This window comes from Streptomyces sp. NPDC088732, from assembly GCF_044751205.1.
Classification (GTDB): Bacteria; Actinomycetota; Actinomycetes; order Streptomycetales; family Streptomycetaceae; genus Actinacidiphila.
This window is the reverse complement of the sequence record NZ_JBIVLI010000001.1, coordinates 1-17654: the sequence shown is the minus strand read 5'-3', so window position 1 is coordinate 17654 and position 17654 is coordinate 1. Positions and strand designations below refer to the sequence as shown.

Sequence of the window (17654 nt, the reverse complement as noted above, 5' to 3'; positions counted from 1 at the left end):
TGCGTGGCGCACGTACTTCGGCCAGCCTGTCGGCAGCCGGCCGCGCGGGACCGTTTCCCGCTGTCCACAGGGTTGCGAGGGCGTTGTCAGTGGCCCCGCCTACAGTTCCGGTCACTTGATCAACCCGGTGCAGGGAGGCACACGATGGGGTGGGTGACGGCGGGCGACTACGAGGTCTCCCTCGACGACGGAAAGGTCGTGTGCCGCAACGCGGCGGGCCGCCGGCTGAAGTCCGTGCCGGGCAAACTGGCCGACGACCCGGTGGTGGTGGGGCTGCGTCAGCTCACCGAGTGGCTGGAGCGGCACGAACGGCAGTGCCTGGCCGACGTGGAGCGGTGGATGGTGCGCTCGCTGCCCGTGCCGATCGCGGTCGTCGCGGCCGTGTGGCCGGACCCGGCGTGGCAGGCGGCCCTGCGGGACGTCGTCGTGACCGGCGCCGACGGGGAGGTCGCCGGCTTCCTGCGGGACGCCGGGCAGGAGCGCGGGCTCGGCCTGGTCGACCTGGACGGGGACACGGTGCGTATCGCCCCCGAGCTCGTCCGCATCCCGCACCCCGTCCTGCTGGACGACCTGGAGGACCTGCGCGAGTTCGCGGTCGAACTGGGCGTGGAGCAGCGGGCGCAGCAGCTCTTCCGCGAGGTCTGGCACCGCCCCGCGGACCTGGACCACGAAGGCACCGCCGTCCAGGACTACGCGGGCGGCACGTTCAAGGAGCTGCGCTTCCTGCACGGCCGTGCCACCTCGCTCGGCTACCGCGTACGCGGAGGGCACGCGGTCTGCCCCGTCCTCGAGGACGGCCGGTCCGTCGAGGCCCGGATCTGGATCGGCGACTACGACGGCTGGAGCGAGACCGAGACCGGCCCCCTGTCCTGGACCGACGGTGCGGGACGCGCCCTGAGGCTCGGTCAGGTCGGCCCCGTCGCCTGGTCGGAAGGCATGCGCATGGCGGCCGCGTTGTATGCGGGCCGCGACATCGAGGACGAGGAGCAGGCGGCATGACCACCGACGACCGGAACACCGCCACCGCCCTGCTGGACGCCGGCGCGATCCTGCCCCTCGGCACCACCGCGGGCGAGGACGCCGACACCCTCACCGTGCGCGGCTACACGCACCCCGTGCTCGAAGGACGCGTCGTCGTCCGCCTCGTCCCGGGCACCCTCGGCGAGGCGGAGGACCTGGCGCTGGACTTCCTCGGCCTGACCCGCGAACCGGAGACGCCGGAGGTCGGCCAGGTGCGCCGCGAGACGCTCGGCTTCCCCGCCTGGGCCCTGGTCAACGACCCGGCCAACGGCCACCACGCGCTGGCCCTGGTCAAGGACATCGAAAGGCTCGCCGGGACGGCCAAGTCCCGTGCCGGCGCCGCCAAGGACGGCTTCGAGGCCCTGGCCGAACGCCTCGGCCGCGCCGTGCCGCACTTCCTGCCCACCTTCTACGAGCAGGCCGCGCGGGTCTTCCTCCAGCACGAGAACACCACGTATGCCGCCGCCTTCTTCGGCAAGGCCCGTGCGGCCGAGCGCGTCCACGGCCTCGCCGTCGACGAGGACCGCCAGCGCTCCGTGTTCCTGGAGTTCGCCTTCGCTGGCGCCCTCACCGTCAAGGCGCTCAAGGAGCACGTCAAGGACCTCGCCCGGCGCCTCGACCCGTCCGAGGCCTGGCGGCAGTTCCGCCAGCTCACCGTGGAGCGCTGCGCGGCCGGGATGCCGCCGTACGCCTCGCTGCCGCAGGACGCCCGCGGACTGCTCAAGGCCGCCGGGCTCAACCGGGTCACCGAGGAGTGCGCCCTCGTCGCCGACCTGCTGGCCTCGCCCGCCGTCGTCCGCGCGCCCGGCTCCTTCTGGACCGCCTACCGGCCCACCCTCGTCGTGCTCGCCGAACGGCAGCCGTCCGTACGGGCACGGCTGCTGGAGATCATGCCGACCGGACTCGGCCGCGGCCCCGAGCACGACGAGTTCTGGCTCGCGCTGCTCGCCGAGACCGGCGCCGACACCCTGCTGACCGGGGAGGCGGGTGACGCCGCCGCGGACGTCGACGCGGCGGACTGGCTGACCCGCTGGGCCACGCACCGCAAGCACGGCTCGCCCAGCTCCGAACGCTCCGCGTCCACCCTCGCCCTCGTCGCCCGCATGGCACCCAGGCTGCGCGCCGACGCACGTCCCGTCGACCTCTTCGCGGCCCGCTGGCGCGCCGGCGCCGAACTCGACCTGCTGGACCTGTGCGCGGCGGAGGGCGTCCCGCTGACCGTCCCCGACAACCCGGCCGAGGTCCACCTGCCGCTCGGCCCGTGGCTGCTCGACCGCGGAACCGGACGCCGCGACCTCGTGGCCACCGGCGCCGACACGCGCCTGCGGCTCCTGCTGCACCACGGGATCGGCCAACTCGGCGACAACCGCACGCAGACAGCGGTGCTGGAGGCCCTGGCCGCGCACCCCGTGCTCAGCACCGTCCTGCACGACTGGCTGGACGAGGCGGCGGAACAGTTCACCCGCGCCCGCGGCCTGCCCGCCTCCCGGACGGCCCTCACCCGCATGCGGCCCTTCCGGTCCGTCGCCGAGCGCGTCCACCCCGGTGCCGTCGCCCGGGTCGCCGGTCACGACATCGCGCCGCTGCTCGGTCGCACCCTGCGCGAGGGCGTCCTCGACGAACTGGGCTGGCCGGCCCTGGAGGAGGCCATGGCACTCCTCGACGCCGCCGCCGGCAAGTCCCCCGGGGAGCACTCCCTCTCGATCACCGAGGCCTGGCCCGCCCTCGTGCTCGCCCGCAAGCACAAGGTCGTGGTGGTCGGACCCGAGAAGATCCTCCTCGAACACGACCTGAGGATCCCGATCCGGCTCGACCGCTGGCAGAAGCCGTCCTTCCGCTACACCGACGGCGAACTCCTCGTCATCTGGCGGGAGGGCGACCAGCAGCGCGGCTACTGGTCCGCCCGGCCGGCCGACGTCCTCACCCTCGGCGGGGACACCGTTCCGACGTGGTGGGACACGAGCGTCGGCGCACCCTCGATCCCCCTCCCCGGCGGCGGCCGCGCCACCGGCGGCCGGACCCTGCACGCCGGTGACACGGTGGTGCCGCCCGGCCGGCCCGTCCTCGGCGACGGCACCTCCTTCTGGCGCCAGGGCAAGCAGGGCCGCGAGCAGGTCTGGGTGGAGTACGACCCGGCCACCGGCACCCACGGCCGTGCCTCGCTGCCCGCCTTCCTCCGCTCCGGCATCCGCGAGGACTCCCGGCTGCGGCAGGAGGACTGCGAGGTGCTGCCGCTGCAACCCGGCCTGGAGGACACGCCGTTCGGCACCGACGGAACTGTCCTCGGCCGATGGGTCCGGGTCGAGGGCACCGGTCCGGAGGCACGCTGCACCGCCGGCACGCCCGACGGACGCACCGTCGGTTTCCCCGTGCGGAAGAGGAACAGCTGGTCCCGGACGATCCCGCTCGGCGCGTTGCGGCTTCCCGGCGGAGCCGAGCCGATCGTGGCGCTCACCCACCAGACGGTGTCGCTCCACGCGGCCGGCGACACGACCGGCACGGACGAACTCGCCGACCTCTCGGTCTGCGGCAGTGGTGCCGAGTTCGCCGCCGGCACGCGCCTTGTTCCGCCGCTCCCCTTCTGGCACGCCCTGCGCCCGCGCGACGAGAAGGGCTCGCACGCGCTGCGCGCCTTCACCGACGCGCAGGCCGCCGAGGTGCTGACGGCCACCGCGAGCGCGCTGGCCGAACGGCGCGCGGAGGCGGCCCGCACCAAGGAGTACACCGGCCCCTCCGCGACCGCCGTGGCACGCGCCGCCGTGGCACAGGCCCTTCCGGCCCTCGCCGACGGCCCGCTCCTCACCGGCGTGACCGCGCTCGTGCAGAACGTCGTGCGCCACCTGGAGGGGGTGGTCGGCTTCGTCACCCCGCAGGAGCAGCCGACGCCGCGGTCCCGCAACCGCACGGAGGGCATGTTCGCCGACCACAGCCCCGAGCACGGCGACGACCAGACCCTGCGCGGCGCCCTGGCGGGCATCGCCGACCAGGCCTACTCGTGGTGGTCCGGCGACGTGCAGTGGAGCACGCTCCGGCAGATCCGCTCCGTCAACCACGTCCTGTCAGGCAAGCCGGCCGAGGGCAAACCGCTGCCCGGCCGGGACAGGATCGGCACGCCCGGCGGCGGCTGGGCCAGCGACGAGTACATCGTCCCCGCCATGGGCCTGGCGTGGCCGGCCGTCCTCGGCGGGCTGCGCCCGCTGGCCCTCCGCGCGGCGTCCCCCGCCGTCCCCGCGACGGAGCGCGAGGCGCTGTGCCTGCTGTTCGACGCGATCGGCGAGGGACTGCTGGCGGCGCCCGGCGGCGGGCTCCGCGAGGTCGTCCTCGGCGAGAAGCACGACAAGCAGCAGCGAGCGGGACAGGTCCTGCGCCGCGGCGACCGCACCGTGGTGATTCTGGCCTGCAAGAACGTCGACGGCCAGCGCAAGCACGTCCGTTGGGTCGCCCTGGACCACGACCCGTCCGGAGCGTTCGGCGCCGTCGCCCACTTCACCCTGGAGGAGGAGACCGGCCGAGCCCCGGACCTGCCCGCCGGGCGGCTGGACGAACTCACCCGGCTCCTGCGGGACAAGGGCGCGGCGCCCTGGCGCGAGGACGGGCCGGAGGCGCTCGTCGCGGCGACCGGCGGCGGCCTCGGCGCCGCGCAGGCGGCGGTGCTGCTCGCCGGACTGCCCAACGACCCGGACGGCGCGGCGCTCGCGGCCATCGGCCTGAAACCGCGTCAGAAGGACTTCGCCGAGGCGCTGCTGTCCTCCCTCGACCGGGACGACCGGGCGGCCCTGACCGGCGCCCTGCTGCCGGAGGACCCGGCCGCACTGTGGACCACCGGGCCCGACATCGCGGCGGCCGGCCGCGTCTGGGCGGAACGGCTCGGCGACGTCGTCCGCCTGCCGGAGGAGGTGGCCGGCGAACTCACCGGCGTTCCCGCCCCGGCGGCCGAGGCGGTCCTCAACCCCGCGCGGACCCCGTGGCTCAGCCGGACCACCGTGCAACGGCCCGGCAAGGACGGCGACCTCGTTCCCGAGGACCCCTCCGCGCTGCCCCGGCGGCACGACATCGCGCACTCCGTCGCCGCACTGGCGGGGCTCGCCTACGGCCTGCCGTACGGGCATCCGCTGCGCGCCGCCCTCCCCGGGGGCCTGGCCGCGCTGCGCCGCCGGCTCGCCGACCCCGGACTTCTCATCGACGCCGACATCGAGTGGACGGACAAGGGCGGCCCCACCGCCGTGCCGCTCCGCAAGGCGTACGGGCTGCCCGCCACCGGCGGTGCCGACGCCCACGGCCTGACCCGCGTCGGCGAGGCCCTGGTGCTGCGCCCCTGGTACGGCGACACCGAGACCGTGCTCCTCCGCCCGGCCGGGCTGACGGGCCCCGACGACTCCGTCTTCGGCCTCGTCGAGGGCCTCGTCGGACCGCGGCACGGCGGCCTGAGCGGCCTGCGTGCCGCGCTCGGGGACGGACTGGAGCGCGCGCTCGCCGCGGGCGCCGGCCCGGACGCCCCGGCCGGCCACGCCCAGGACCCCACCCTCACCGTGCCGGACCTCGTCGCCGAGGTCGCCGCCGCCCACGGCCTCGGTGAGGACGCCGCCGTGCTCTACCTGCAACTGCTCGCCCTGCCCGACCCCACGGACCGCAACTGCGCCCGCTGGACCGGCTGGAAGCCCGCCCGTACGAAGAAGGCCCGCACGGAACTCGCCGCGAGCGGCCTGGTCGTCGAGGCCCGCCGCCCGCGCGCCGGGCGCACCCTCTTCCTGCCGTGCGGCTGGCGCGACCTCAAGGCACCCGCCCTGCCGGTGGAGACCTGGAAGGAACGCCTCTACCCCGTCCGCGACCACGTCCGCACCGTGCCCCTGGTCCCGGTGCCCGAACTGTTCACCGCCGCCTGGGAGCGTGTCCGCGACGGCGACGCCCCCGCCTTCGAAGAACTCACCACCCGCGCCACCCGGAAGGGCCGCCGCCGATGACCACCACCGCACCCCTCGCCGCCGCCGCACCCGCAGCCGCCCGGCGGCAGATCACCCCGCCCGAGGACCGGTACGCCACCGAGCTGGCCTTCCTCGCCGCCCACGACACCGGACCCCGGCCGCCGGCCTGGCGGCTCACCCCGCGCGCCGTCGTCACCTTCGTCATGGGCAGCAACGGACAGCCGCTGAAGCTGCCGGAGGACACCGGCGCCCCCGAGGACGTCCCGCGCCGCCTCGTCGTCGAGGGGAAGTTCGTCGGCGACCGCGCCCTGGTCGAACGCTGCGTCGTGACACTCGCCGGGGAACGGGGCCTGCTGCTCGTCGGCGAGCCCGGCACCGCCAAGTCCATGCTCTCCGAGCTGCTGTCCGCCGCCGTCTGCGGCACCAGCGGGCTGGTCGTCCAGGGCACCGCGGGCACGACGGAGGACCAGCTCAAGTACGGCTGGAACTACGCCCTGCTGCTCGCCCAGGGACCCAGCCGGCAGGCGCTCGTGCCCTCGCCGGTCCTCACCGCCATGTCGCGCGGCGCCGTCGCCCGCGTCGAGGAGGTCACGCGCTGCCTGCCCGAGGTGCAGGACTCCCTGGTCTCCCTGCTGTCCGAGCGGCGCATCGCCATCCCCGAACTCGCCGGCGGCGAGGATGCCTTGGCGCACGCCGCACCCGGCTTCACCCTCATCGCCACCGCCAACCTCCGCGACAAGGGCGTCTCGGAGATGTCCGCCGCCCTCAAGCGCCGCTTCAACTTCGAGACCGTCGGCCCCATCGGCGACCTCGACGCCGAGACCGCGCTCGTGCGCAGCCAGTCCCGTGCCGCCGTGGAACGCGCGGGGGCGCCCTACCAGGTGGACGACGCCGTCCTGGAAGCCCTCGTCACCGCCTTCCGCGACCTGAGGGAAGGGCGTTCGGCGGAGGGCTGGGAGGTCGAGCGCCCCTCCACGGTCATGAGCACCGCCGAGGCCGTCTCGGTGGCGGGCGCGCTGGCCCTCGCGGCCGCGTACTTCCCCGGCGACCGCGACGTGCTCGGCCTGCTGCCCGGGCATCTGCTCGGCGTCGTGCGCAAGGACGACCCGGCCGACGCGGCACGGCTGCTCGGCTACTGGGACGGGCCGGTCCGGCGCCGTGCCGAGCAGGGCTCCCCGACCTGGCGCACCCTCTGGGAACTGCGCACCGTGCTGGAGGGCTGACGACCGTGTCCCGCACCCCCGACGCGGCTCTCGCGGCGTTCACGGACGCGGCGGCGCCGTACCTCATCGGCGTGCGCCACCACGCGCCGTCGCTCGCCGCCGCCCTGCCCGCCCTGCTGGACGCGGCCGAGCCGGACGTCGTGCTCGTCGAACTCCCCGGTGAGATGCAGGAATGGCTGCCGTGGCTCGCCCACGAGGAGACCCGGGCACCCGTCGCCCTTGCCGCCGCCCCCGGCGACGCGGCGGGCGGCGGCCCCGCCTTCTACCCGTTCGCCGACTTCTCGCCCGAACTGGCCGCCGTGCGCTGGGCGTCCCGGCACGGCGTCCCGGCCCTCGCCTGCGACCTGCCGCTCGCGGACCGCGCGTGGGCGGCGGGCCGGGGGGCACCGGGAGCGACGGCAGGGGAGCGGGGGCCGGGTCTCCACGCGGCCCTGCGCGACCGCGTCACCGGGCGCCCCGGGGACGACCTGTGGGACCGCCTCGTCGAGGCCACCGCCCCCGGGTCGCCGCCCGAGGCCCTGCGGCGGGCCGCGCTGCTGACGGGCTGGGCCCTGCGCGAGGACGCGGCCGCCTCCGGCGGCGTCCCCGCACTCGACTTGCGGCGCGAGGCGTGGATGCGGTCCCGGCTCGCCGAGGCCATGGCCGGCGGGGCCCGCGCGGCCGTGGTCGTCGGCGCCTTCCACGCCCCGGCGCTGCTGCCGGGGGCGGCACCCGAAGACGTGTCCGCGGCGGGCGAGGACACCGGGACCGCGGCGCGCGAGGACGCCCGCGCCTGGACGACCTCCCTCATCCCGTACACCTATGCGCTGCTGGACGAGCGGTCCGGCTACCCCGCGGGTATCCGCGACCCGGAGTGGCAGCACCTCGTCCTCGACGCGGCGGGCGACCCCGACGCCCTCGAGGCCGCGCTGATCCGCACCGCCGTACGGATCTGCGCCGAACTGCGCGCCCTGGGCCATCCGTCGGGCCCGGCCGACGCCCGGGAGATCGGCCGGCTCGCGGGCGACCTCGCCCGGCTGCGCGGACTGCCGGCCGCAGGGCGGGGAGAACTCGTCGAGGCCGTGCAGACCGTGCTCGCCCAGGGCGAGCCGTACGGGCGGGGCCGGGCGGTCGCGCGGGCCATGGAAAACGTCCTCGTTGGGACCCGGAGTGGGCGGCCCGCCCCCAGGGCCCCGCGCAGCGGCCTCGGCCCCGCGGTGGAGGCCGAGGCCGCCGCGCTCGGACTGCCCGGACCGGAGCCGGGAACGGCCGCGACCGACGCGCGGGACCTGCGGCTCGACCCGCTGCGCTCCGACCTCGACCGCCGCCGCGAACTGCTCCTGCGGCGCCTGGCGGTGTGCGGTGTGCCGTACGCCGAGCCGAAGGACGTCACCGGCGCCGGCGGGGCCGACGCCCTCACCACCCGCTGGGAGGTGCGCTGGACACCCGCGACCGCCGCGATGCTCACGGCCGCGGGCACCCGCGGGGTCACCGCCGCCCAGGCCGCCGAGGGCGTGCTCCGTGAACGCCGCAGGTCGGAGACGGACGACGGCGGTCCCACCGCGGCCCAGACGCTGCGCGGGCTCGCCGAGGCCGCCGAGTGCGGGCTGCCCGCGCTCACCGACGAACGCCTCGCCGAGGCGGCGGACGTGCTGCCCGGCAGCGGCTCCCTGCCCGAACTCCTCGGCGGCCTGGCGCTGCTGGACCGCGTACGGAGCGGGCACATCGCCGGCCTCGGCGCCGACGACGACCGCACGGCCCGCGCGGAGGCCGTCGCCGGCCTGCTGACGTCTGCCGCCGTGCGCCAGGTCGACGGGCTCACCGGCTCCGAGGAACCCGCCGACGCCCACGCGCTGCTCGAACTCGCCCACCGCGCCGACCGGTTCGGCGGCATCCGGCTCGCCGACGCCCTCACCCGCCTCGCGGCCGACGGCTCGCCGCTGATGCGCGGCGCCGCCGGTGCCGTCCGCGTCCTGCTGGGCCACGAGCCCGCGCAGGACCTCGGCGCCCGCGTCGCCTCCTGGGTCGACGCCGCGACCGACCCGCCCTCGCGCGCCGCCCTCGGCGCCCGCCTCACCGGCCTGCTCACCGCGGCCGGCCCGCTCCTCGAAGCCGCCGCCCCGGCGCTGGAACCCCTGCTCGACCGGGTCGCCGGCCTCTCCGACCGCGCCTTCCTCGACCGGCTCCCCGCGCTCCGCGGCGGCTTCGACACCCTGAGCCCCGCCGCGCGGGACCGGCTCCTCACAACGGTCGAGGAACGTCTCGACGTCAGCGGCATCGCCGACACCGCGGGAGCCGACCCCCTGGCCCTCGCGGCGTGGACCCGCGCCGACCTCACCGCCCGCACCGCACTCCACCGCCTCGGCCTGCTGCTCCCGGACCACACCCCGGCGCCGGAGGAGACGGACGACGCGGTACCGGGCGAACCCGCGTTCCCGCCCCGCGCGGCGGACGGCCCGCCCGGCCGCACCCTTGGCGCCGCGGACCGCTGGCGGCTCGTGCTCGGCCGCCGGACGGAGCAACTGCCGCGTCGTGCCTCGGCCTTGGCCGCCGCGCTCGACGAGCTGTACGGCCGCGGCCGCGGCGAGGGCAGCCGCGGCGACATGGCGGGCGGCAGCGGCGGGGGCCGCGAGGCGGCGTACCCCGGGGTGCGCGAGTGGTCGGAGGAACTGGCCGCGCTGTTCGGGCCCGGCATCCGCGAGGAAGTCCTCGCCGCGGCGGCCGCCTCGGGCCGCGACGACGCCCTCACGGAACTCGACCCGGACAGCGTCCGCCCCTCGGTGGACCTGCTGCGCACGGTGCTCGCGCACGCCGGAGGCCTGCCCGAGGCACGGCTGGCGGCCCTCCGGCCCCTGGTCCGCCGCCTCGTCGAGGCCCTGACGCGACAGCTCGCCACCCGCCTGCGCCCCGCGCTGCACGGCAGCGTCGTCCCGCGCCCCAGCCGGCGTCCCGGCGGCGGCCTCGACCTGCCGCGCACGCTGCGGGCGAACCTCGCCACCGCCCGCCGCACGCCCGACGGCACCGTCCAGGTCGTCCCCGAACGCCCGGTGTTCCGCACGCGGGCGCAACGCGCCGCCGACTGGCGGCTGATCCTCGTCACCGACGTGTCCGGCTCGATGGAGGCGTCCACGATCTGGGCGGCGCTGACGGCGTCCGTGCTGGCCGGGGTGCGGACCCTGTCGACGCACTTCCTGGCGTTCTCCACCGAGGTCATCGACCTCACCGACCACGTCACCGACCCGCTGTCGCTGCTCCTGGAGGTCAGCGTCGGCGGCGGCACCCACATCGCGGCCGGCCTGCGCCACGCGCGCGAGCTGGTGACCGTCCCGTCGCGCACGCTCGTCGTGGTCGTCAGCGACTTCGAGGAGGGCTACCCGGTGGGTGGGCTCCTCGCCGAGGTCCGCGCCCTCGTCGGCGCCGGGTGCCACGTCCTGGGCTGCGCCAGCCTCGACGACGCGGGACGCCCCCGCTACTCCACCGGCGTGGCCGGACAGCTCGTCGCCGCGGGCATGCCCGTGGCCGCCCTCAGCCCCCTCGAACTCGCCCGCTGGGTGGGGGAGAAGATCGCATGAACCCGAACCTGCCCCCGGTCGCGCCCGCCGTCACCGCCGAACTCGTCGCGGCCCTGTCGCCCCGGCTGCGCAAACGTCTCGACGCGGGCGCGGCCAAGCTGGCCGACCGCCCGGTCGTCCGCGACGGCGACGGCGACACACTGCGTATCGCGATCGACGACGACACCGACCTCGAACTGCACGCCCCCGGCGGCACGGTGACGAGCGCCGAGGCGATCCGCTGCGGATGCCTGCTCGCCCCGGACTGCGTCCACCGCGCCGCCGCGGCCTCGGCCGCGCCGGTCGCCGAACCCGGTGCCGGCGACACGCGGCCGGAAGGCGCCGCGGCGGCCGGGGACGCCGGGCCGCCGGAGGCACCGGACACCGCCACCCCGGAGCAGTGCGCCGCCGCCGTTGCTGTGCGCGGCGCGGCCGCCGCCGTCCTGGAGGCGGGCATCGACGGCGCCGGCGCCGTGCCCCAGGCGGAACTGCTGCGGGCGGCGCACACCGCCCGCATCGCCGGACTGCCCAGGATCGCCGCGGCCGCCGTCTCGGTCGTCACGAGGCTGCGCGCCGCCCGCTCCGGCGACCCGGCCCACCGCCTGGCCGAACTCGTCGAGGCGCTGCGCGAACTGCTCGGCCCGGCGCACCGCGTGCCGCACGCGACGGGCCCCGAACTGGCCGCCGTGCGCGGCACCGCACGCCAGCCCTACACCCCGGACGGCTCGCTGCGGCTCTACGGCCTGTTCTCCGAACCCGTGCTCACCGCGAGCGGTCACGCGGGCGCCGTCACATGGACCGCCGACGCGGAGGGCCGCCTGTACACCGTCTCCGACGTCCTCCCGGGCGGCCCCGGAAGGGCCACCGGCGCCGCCGACCGCAGCGTCCGCATCGGCGACACCGCGCTGACCCACCGCGAGCTGTCCCGCGCCGGACTCGCCGTCTCCGGTGCCACCGTCTCGCCCACCGGCCGGCTCGGCGCGGGCGCGGGTGTCCGGGCGGTACGGGCCTCCGGCGCGGCCTGGACCGCTGAGCCGTTGGCGCGCCTGTGGGCCGTGCCCCCGGCCGAGCAGGCCGCCCGCGCCCTGGCGACGGGCGACGGCCTGCTCTTCCTCGACGTCACCCTCACCGGCACCGTGCGCGAGACCGGCGGGGACTGCCTGCTCGCCGACTGCGCCGGCCTGACGCTCCGTCTGACCGCCGCCCACGACCACCCGGCCCTCCCGTACCGGGACAACCTGCGGCTCCTCGCGGACGCCCCCGGCCTGCGCCTGCGCGTCGTCGCCCGCCTCGACCCGGCGCCGCACGCCCGCGCCCGGCTCCTCGCCCTGAGCCACCCCTCGGACCCCGAGGCCCGGCTCGACGCCGGACTCGACCGCCTCCAACGGGCCGACCTCCCCCCGTTGTCCACCGCCCCGGCCCCGGTCTCCGCCGCGGCCCTCGACGACGCGCCCCTGCACCTGCTGCACCGCCGTGTCCACCAGGCCGTGTCCGGCGGCCGCCGCGTTCTCGCCCTCCCCTCCACGGTCCCCGCCGACGCCCACCGCCTGCGCCGTGCGGGCCTGGCCACCGGAGCAGACCTGCTCACCCGCCTCCACGCCCGCGCGGCCACCCGCGACCGCGACGCCTTCGGCCGCCTCCTCCCCACCGACCCCACCCACTTCGCCGACGCCTGGCTCGCCGCCGCCACCTACACAGCGGAAGTCGACTGCGCCCTGTGCGCCGCGGCGTGGGGTGCCGACGGCCCCGCAGCAACGTTTGCGCCAGAAGCGGACGTGGGCACGTAGGGGGCACGGGGGAGGGGGAACGCGCATGACGGCGGAATCCGAGGGTGGGACGACGGCCGGGGCGGTGACCACGACCGACGGGGGCACTCGTGCCCGGATACCCGAAACGGTGTCCCGGTGGGCGCGATGGGTGGTCACGACGTATGCCGTACTGCTGGGCGCGGTCGGCCTGCTGGATCTCTTCACGGCGAACGGCTTCGACGCGCGGACGACAGGAGGGGCGCTGGCCGTTGCCTGTCTGTCGGCCGCGGCTGCCATAGCCCATTGCTTTCGGCCGCATGGCGCCTTGCGCTGGGCGGCAGCCGTCGTCGCGGCGTGTGTTCTGCTCCTCGTGGACGGTTGGCTGCTGGCGTCGATCACGTCGGACCTGGTGGCTCAGTGGCACCTGGTGACGATGCTCGTGATCGTCATGGTCTCCTTCGCGGCGACGTGCGTTGTACTGGTCCATGACATGGACGTCGCCCGGACTCGCGCGCGTCGGATGTCGGTCCGCCTACGCAGGGCCGCGGGGCCCTCCAATGAGCACGGAGCCACGTTGGCGGCAGCGGTCATCGCGGCCCTCAGCGGACTTGTGGCCGCTGCCTTGTCCTTTCCGCAATTCTGGTACTCGGCGCGCTATGAGCCGTCGATGGAGCCCACCGTGGTGAGCGTCCACCAGTCGTTCGACCAGATACGACGCCGTGACGGGCGGCTGGAGATCACTGCCTCCGTGACGTTGGAGAACAAGGGAAAATCGAGCGCCGACGTCATCGCGTCCCTTTACGAGATCACGGGAGTGACGACGGAAAAGATCTCTGCCCCACCGCGCGGGCGCCTTGACGACGATGCCTGGCGTTCGACGGTCGTGGACGGCCCCGGCCCCGCGGCCAGATACAACTCCGTTGCTCCGCCATTGCCGCCGGAATTGATCCAGGCCGGGCCCCTCACTTGGGACAATGTTGTGCTCGAGCCCGGTGAATCGACACAGGCCACCCTGGTGGCGTTCGCGCCGGCCGACCGTTTCGACCTTCTCCGTATCACGACGGACTTCGCCGCGGCGCCGCTTGAGCGTGTGTCGACGGACGGGGGGCGCACAGAGGCCGTCCGACCCGGTTCGTGCGCGGGGGCGACCGGCCAGCGCACGACGTGGCCTCTTGAGCGGCAGAGCCTGATGGAACGTCTGACGACCAGTGACCAGGACCTGGTGGCGACGTGGATCACGCATCAGGAGCACGATGCCGCGGATGCCGGGCAGTGGTGGCCCGCATATCCCACGTTCAACGTGCAGATAACCCATCGGAATGCTCGGTGCGATCAGGTCATCGTGCCGCGCACGGACCTTGAGGATCGGGCCAAGCTGGCCAAGTTCGGCGCATTGACCGAGGCTGTGCCGCCTCGCGGGTAATGCCCGGGATAAGGCGTGGCTGATTTCGGCCGCGCGGTCCCGGAACTCCGTTTGGCGCGATCCGTTCGCCCGCACGTGTGGTTCACGTGAGCATCGCGGGCCCGGTGTTGACAGGTATTCAGGCGAGGCGTTTCACTCATGCCCGCTGGCAACGTTGTCAGGAGCCGGACAACGTGGTCGTGCGTAGTGCGACGCACGTTCAGTCATCCGTGAAGGCGATCCGGTTGTGGAGGCACGTGATGGCAAGACCCTGGCGCGACCTGTTGACTCGCAGCCCTCATCTTCCCCAGTTCCCTGAGCTTCTTCCTCTCCCGCGCGCACGGCGCCTGCGCGTCCCGCTGGCGGCGCTTGCCGTCCTGAGCCTCGCGGCCGGACCGCTGCAGGCGGCCGCGGCCGCGGCGCCCGCCGCCGACGTTCCCTGGGTCGACGACCCGGCCTCGTTGGTCAATCCGATCATCGGAACGTCGGGTGCCGTGGACACCTTCCCCGGCCCCGACGTGCCGTTCGGCATGCTCCAGTGGGGGCCCGACACCACGCCGAACCGCCCCTCCGGCGGCGGTTACGAGTACAACGACAAGAAGATCTCCGGCTACAGCCTCACGCACATCTCGGGCCCCGGCTGCCCCGCCGCCGGCGATGTGCCCGTGCTGCCCTTCGCCGGATCCCTCACCGGTGACCTGAGCGCCACCTCGACCGGCTTCAGCCACGCCAACGAGCAGTCGGAGGCGGGCTACTACCGGCTGACCGACGACGCAGGCATCACCACGGAGCTGACCAGCACCACCCGTGCCGGCCTCGCCACCTTCACCTTCCCGGGCAGCACGGACTCGCACCTGCTGCTCAAGCTCAGCGGCGGCGCCACGCAGATCGACAACACCCGCGCCCAGGTCGTCAACGACCACGAGGTGTCGGGCGCGGTGTCCAGCGGTCACTTCTGCGGCGCCGACAACACCTACACGCTGCACTTCCGTATGACCTTCGACCGCCCCTTCACCAGCAGCGGCACCTGGGTCGGCGGCACGGTCAACCCGCAGGCGAAGTCCCTGCGCCTCGGCGCCCCCGAGCAGTCGCTCGCGTCCCCGGCGACGCGCGGCCCGCAGAAGGAGCGGCACTTCACCGTGCCGGGCCGCCCCGGCCCTCGCGCCGGCCACGGCCCCGCCGCCTCGGCCGCGAAGGGCTCGGAGACCGCCGCCCCGAGTGCCGCCCCCGGCTCCGGCACCCGCGCGAAGCCGCCCGTCACCGGCGCCAACGGCATGTACCTGACCTTCGACACCACCACGCGGAAGGCCGTGACGGCCAAGGTCGCCATCTCGTACACCAGTGACGCCAACGCCGCCAAGAACCTGACCTCCGAGATCCCGGGCTGGAACTTCGCGAAGGTCCGGCAGGCCGGGCACGACGCGTGGAACAAGGTGCTGGGCCGCGTGAGGATCGGCGGCGGCAGCCACGACCAGCAGGTGCAGTTCTACACCGCGCTGTACCACTCGTTGCTGCACCCCAACGTCTTCTCGGACGTCAACGGCGAGTACGCCGGCATGGACGGCGAGATCCACACCGTGCGCAAGGGCCACGCCCAGTACGCCAACTACTCCGGCTGGGACACCTACCGCTCCCAGACGCAGCTGATGGCCGTGGTCGCGCCCGACGCCACCAGCGACGTCGTCACCTCCATGGTCAACGGCTTCGACCAGACCGGCCTGTTCCCCAAGTGGGCGCAGAACAACGGCGAGAGCTACGTCATGGTCGGCGACCCGGCCGCCGGGATCATCGCGGGCGCGTACGCCTTCGGGGCCCGCGACTTCGATGCCAAGGACGCGCTGGACGACCTCGTCCACCAGGCCACCACCCCCAACAACGACCGGCCGGGCCAGGCGGTCCGCGACGCCAAGGGCTATCTGCCGATCGACGGCGCGAACTGGGGCTGCTGCAACTTCTACGGCCCGGTGTCGACGCAGCTCGAGTACGACAGCGCCGACTACGCCATCGCCGCGCTCGCCAAGTCCCTCGGCAGGGACGGCGTCCACCGCACCTTCGCCACCCGCGCCCAGGACTGGCAGAACGTCTTCAACGTGCGCACCGGCTACGTCCAGGCCCGCAACGTCTCCGGCGCCTACGCCACCGGCTTCTCGCCGGGCACCTCCAACGGCTTCGTCGAGGGCACCTCGGCGCAGTACACCCCGATGATCCCGTTCAACCTCAAGGCGCTGATCGCCGCCCGCGGCGGCGCGGACGCCTACGACGCCTACCTCGACAGCCTCCTGTCGGACATCGCCCACCCCGGCGGCACCAACGCCGACCTCAGCAACGAGCCGAGCGTGGAGATCCCCTGGGAGTACTCCTACCTCGGCAAGCCCTGGAAGACGCAGGCCGCCGTCCGCGAGGCCCAGCAGAAGCTGTACTTCAACGCTCCCGTCGGGCAGTTCGGCAACGACGACCTGGGCGCCATGAGCTCCTGGTACGTCTGGTCCGAGCTGGGGATGTACCCGCAGACGCCGGGCACCGACACCCTGGTGCTGGGCAGCCCGGTCTTCCCCAAGGCCCAGATCCGCCTCGGCGGCGGCAGGACGGTGCGGATCAACGCGCCGCAGGCCGCCACGGACGCGCCGTACGTGCAGTCGCTGCGCGTCGACGGCAGCGCGCACGACGCCGCCTGGCTGCCCTTCTCCGACCTGAGCGACGGGGCGACCCTGGACTTCACCCTGGGCACCAGCCCCAACACCGCCTGGGCCTCGGCTCCCTCGGCGGCCCCGCCGTCCGACGCCACCGGCCAGCGCACCGTGCTCGCGGGCTCCGGCCCGTCCGGCGCGGGACTGGTGCTCGCCCCCGGCGGCAGCGGCAGCGGCACGCTCGACCTGGCCAACATCGGCGCCAAGGAGGAGGTCGTGCGCTGGACCGCCCAGGTCCCGTCCGGGGTCTCCATGGACACCACGTCCGGCTCGCTCACCCTGGGCGCGGGCGCGAAGGAGGCCCACCCGGTGACGGTGACCGGCGGCGGCGCGGAGGGCACGTACGACATCGTGTTCTCGCTGAGCACCGCGTCCGGCACCGACCTGGGCACCACCGTGCTGCACGTCGCCGTCGCGGAACCGGGCGCGCTGTGGCCGTACTACACCAACGAGGGCGTCCACCCCGACGGCAGCCAGTACAACGGCGGCTTCGACGGCGGCGGCTGGGCGTACTCGAAGGAGGCGCTGGCGGCGGCCGGGATCGAGGGCGGCAGCACGGTGACCGCCGACGGCATCACCTACACCTGGCCCAGCACCACCGCCGGGCAGCCCGACAACATCGAGGCCTCGGGGCAGACCGTCCCGCTGGCCGCGCCCGCGGGGACGGCGTCCGTCGGCCTCCTGGGTTCGGCGACCAACGCCTCGTCGGCCGGCGCGACCGGCACCTTCACCGTCACCTACGCCGACGGCAGCACGGCGCAGATCCGCTCCGGCTTCTCCGACTGGACGCTGGGCGGCGGCGGGGGCAAGCCCATCCCGGGCAACACCACGGCCGTCACGACGGCCTACCGCAACACCGGGAGCGGCAAGCAGGACAAGGTGGCCACCTATGTGTTCGCCGTGAAGCTGCCCGTGGACGCCGCCAAGCGCGTCGCGAGCATCACCCTGCCGGCGACCGCCGACGGCACGGCGCACGTGTTCGCCTTCGGGTACGGGAGCTGACACCGCGGCCGGGGGGGGGGGCCGCGGACCGCCCCGCCCCCCCCCCCCCGGCCCCCCCCCCGCCCGACCCCGCGAACCAGGCCCCCCCGCCCCCCGGGGCCCGGGCGGCCAAAGACCCCC

General features: G+C 75.1%; 7 protein-coding genes. All 7 read left to right on the top strand.

All coding sequences use genetic code 11. The annotated features are described in order from the left end of the window. Positions 1-144 precede the first annotated feature (144 nt). The 7 genes from ACIP9H_RS00035 (at position 145) to ACIP9H_RS00005 (ending at position 17534) form a co-directional block, all read left to right on the top strand. Positions 145-999 (top strand): DUF4132 domain-containing protein, encoded by an 855-nt coding sequence (locus tag ACIP9H_RS00035; RefSeq protein WP_401956412.1) that lies wholly within the window; start codon positions 145-147, stop codon positions 997-999. Beyond that, positions 996-5981: a hypothetical protein gene (locus ACIP9H_RS00030; RefSeq protein WP_401956409.1), complete on the top strand. Its 4986-nt coding sequence runs from the start codon at positions 996-998 to the stop codon at positions 5979-5981. The genes ACIP9H_RS00035 and ACIP9H_RS00030 overlap by 4 nt, the downstream gene beginning before the upstream one ends. Continuing rightward, positions 5978-7165: an AAA family ATPase gene (locus tag ACIP9H_RS00025; RefSeq protein ID WP_401956406.1), complete on the top strand. Its 1188-nt coding sequence runs from the start codon at positions 5978-5980 to the stop codon at positions 7163-7165. Before ACIP9H_RS00030 ends, ACIP9H_RS00025 begins: the two co-directional genes overlap by 4 nt. 5 nt (positions 7166-7170) lie before the next feature. Next, the gene (locus ACIP9H_RS00020) at positions 7171-10716 is read left to right on the top strand and encodes a DUF5682 family protein (RefSeq protein WP_401585563.1); all 3546 of its coding nucleotides are present in this window, start codon (positions 7171-7173) and stop codon (positions 10714-10716) included. Beyond that, positions 10713-12482 carry a hypothetical protein gene (locus ACIP9H_RS00015; RefSeq protein WP_401585566.1) on the top strand — a complete coding sequence of 590 codons (1770 nt, stop codon included), beginning with the start codon at positions 10713-10715 and terminating at the stop codon, positions 12480-12482. The genes ACIP9H_RS00020 and ACIP9H_RS00015 overlap by 4 nt, the downstream gene beginning before the upstream one ends. A gap of 25 nt (positions 12483-12507) precedes the next feature. After that, entirely contained in the window at positions 12508-13866 is a 1359-nt protein-coding gene (locus ACIP9H_RS00010; protein ID WP_401585568.1) for a hypothetical protein, read from the top strand. A gap of 239 nt (positions 13867-14105) precedes the next feature. Next, a complete protein-coding gene (locus ACIP9H_RS00005; RefSeq protein WP_401585571.1) occupies positions 14106-17534 on the top strand; it encodes a GH92 family glycosyl hydrolase in 3429 nt (1142 codons plus the stop codon). Positions 17535-17654: the final 120 nt, after the last annotated feature.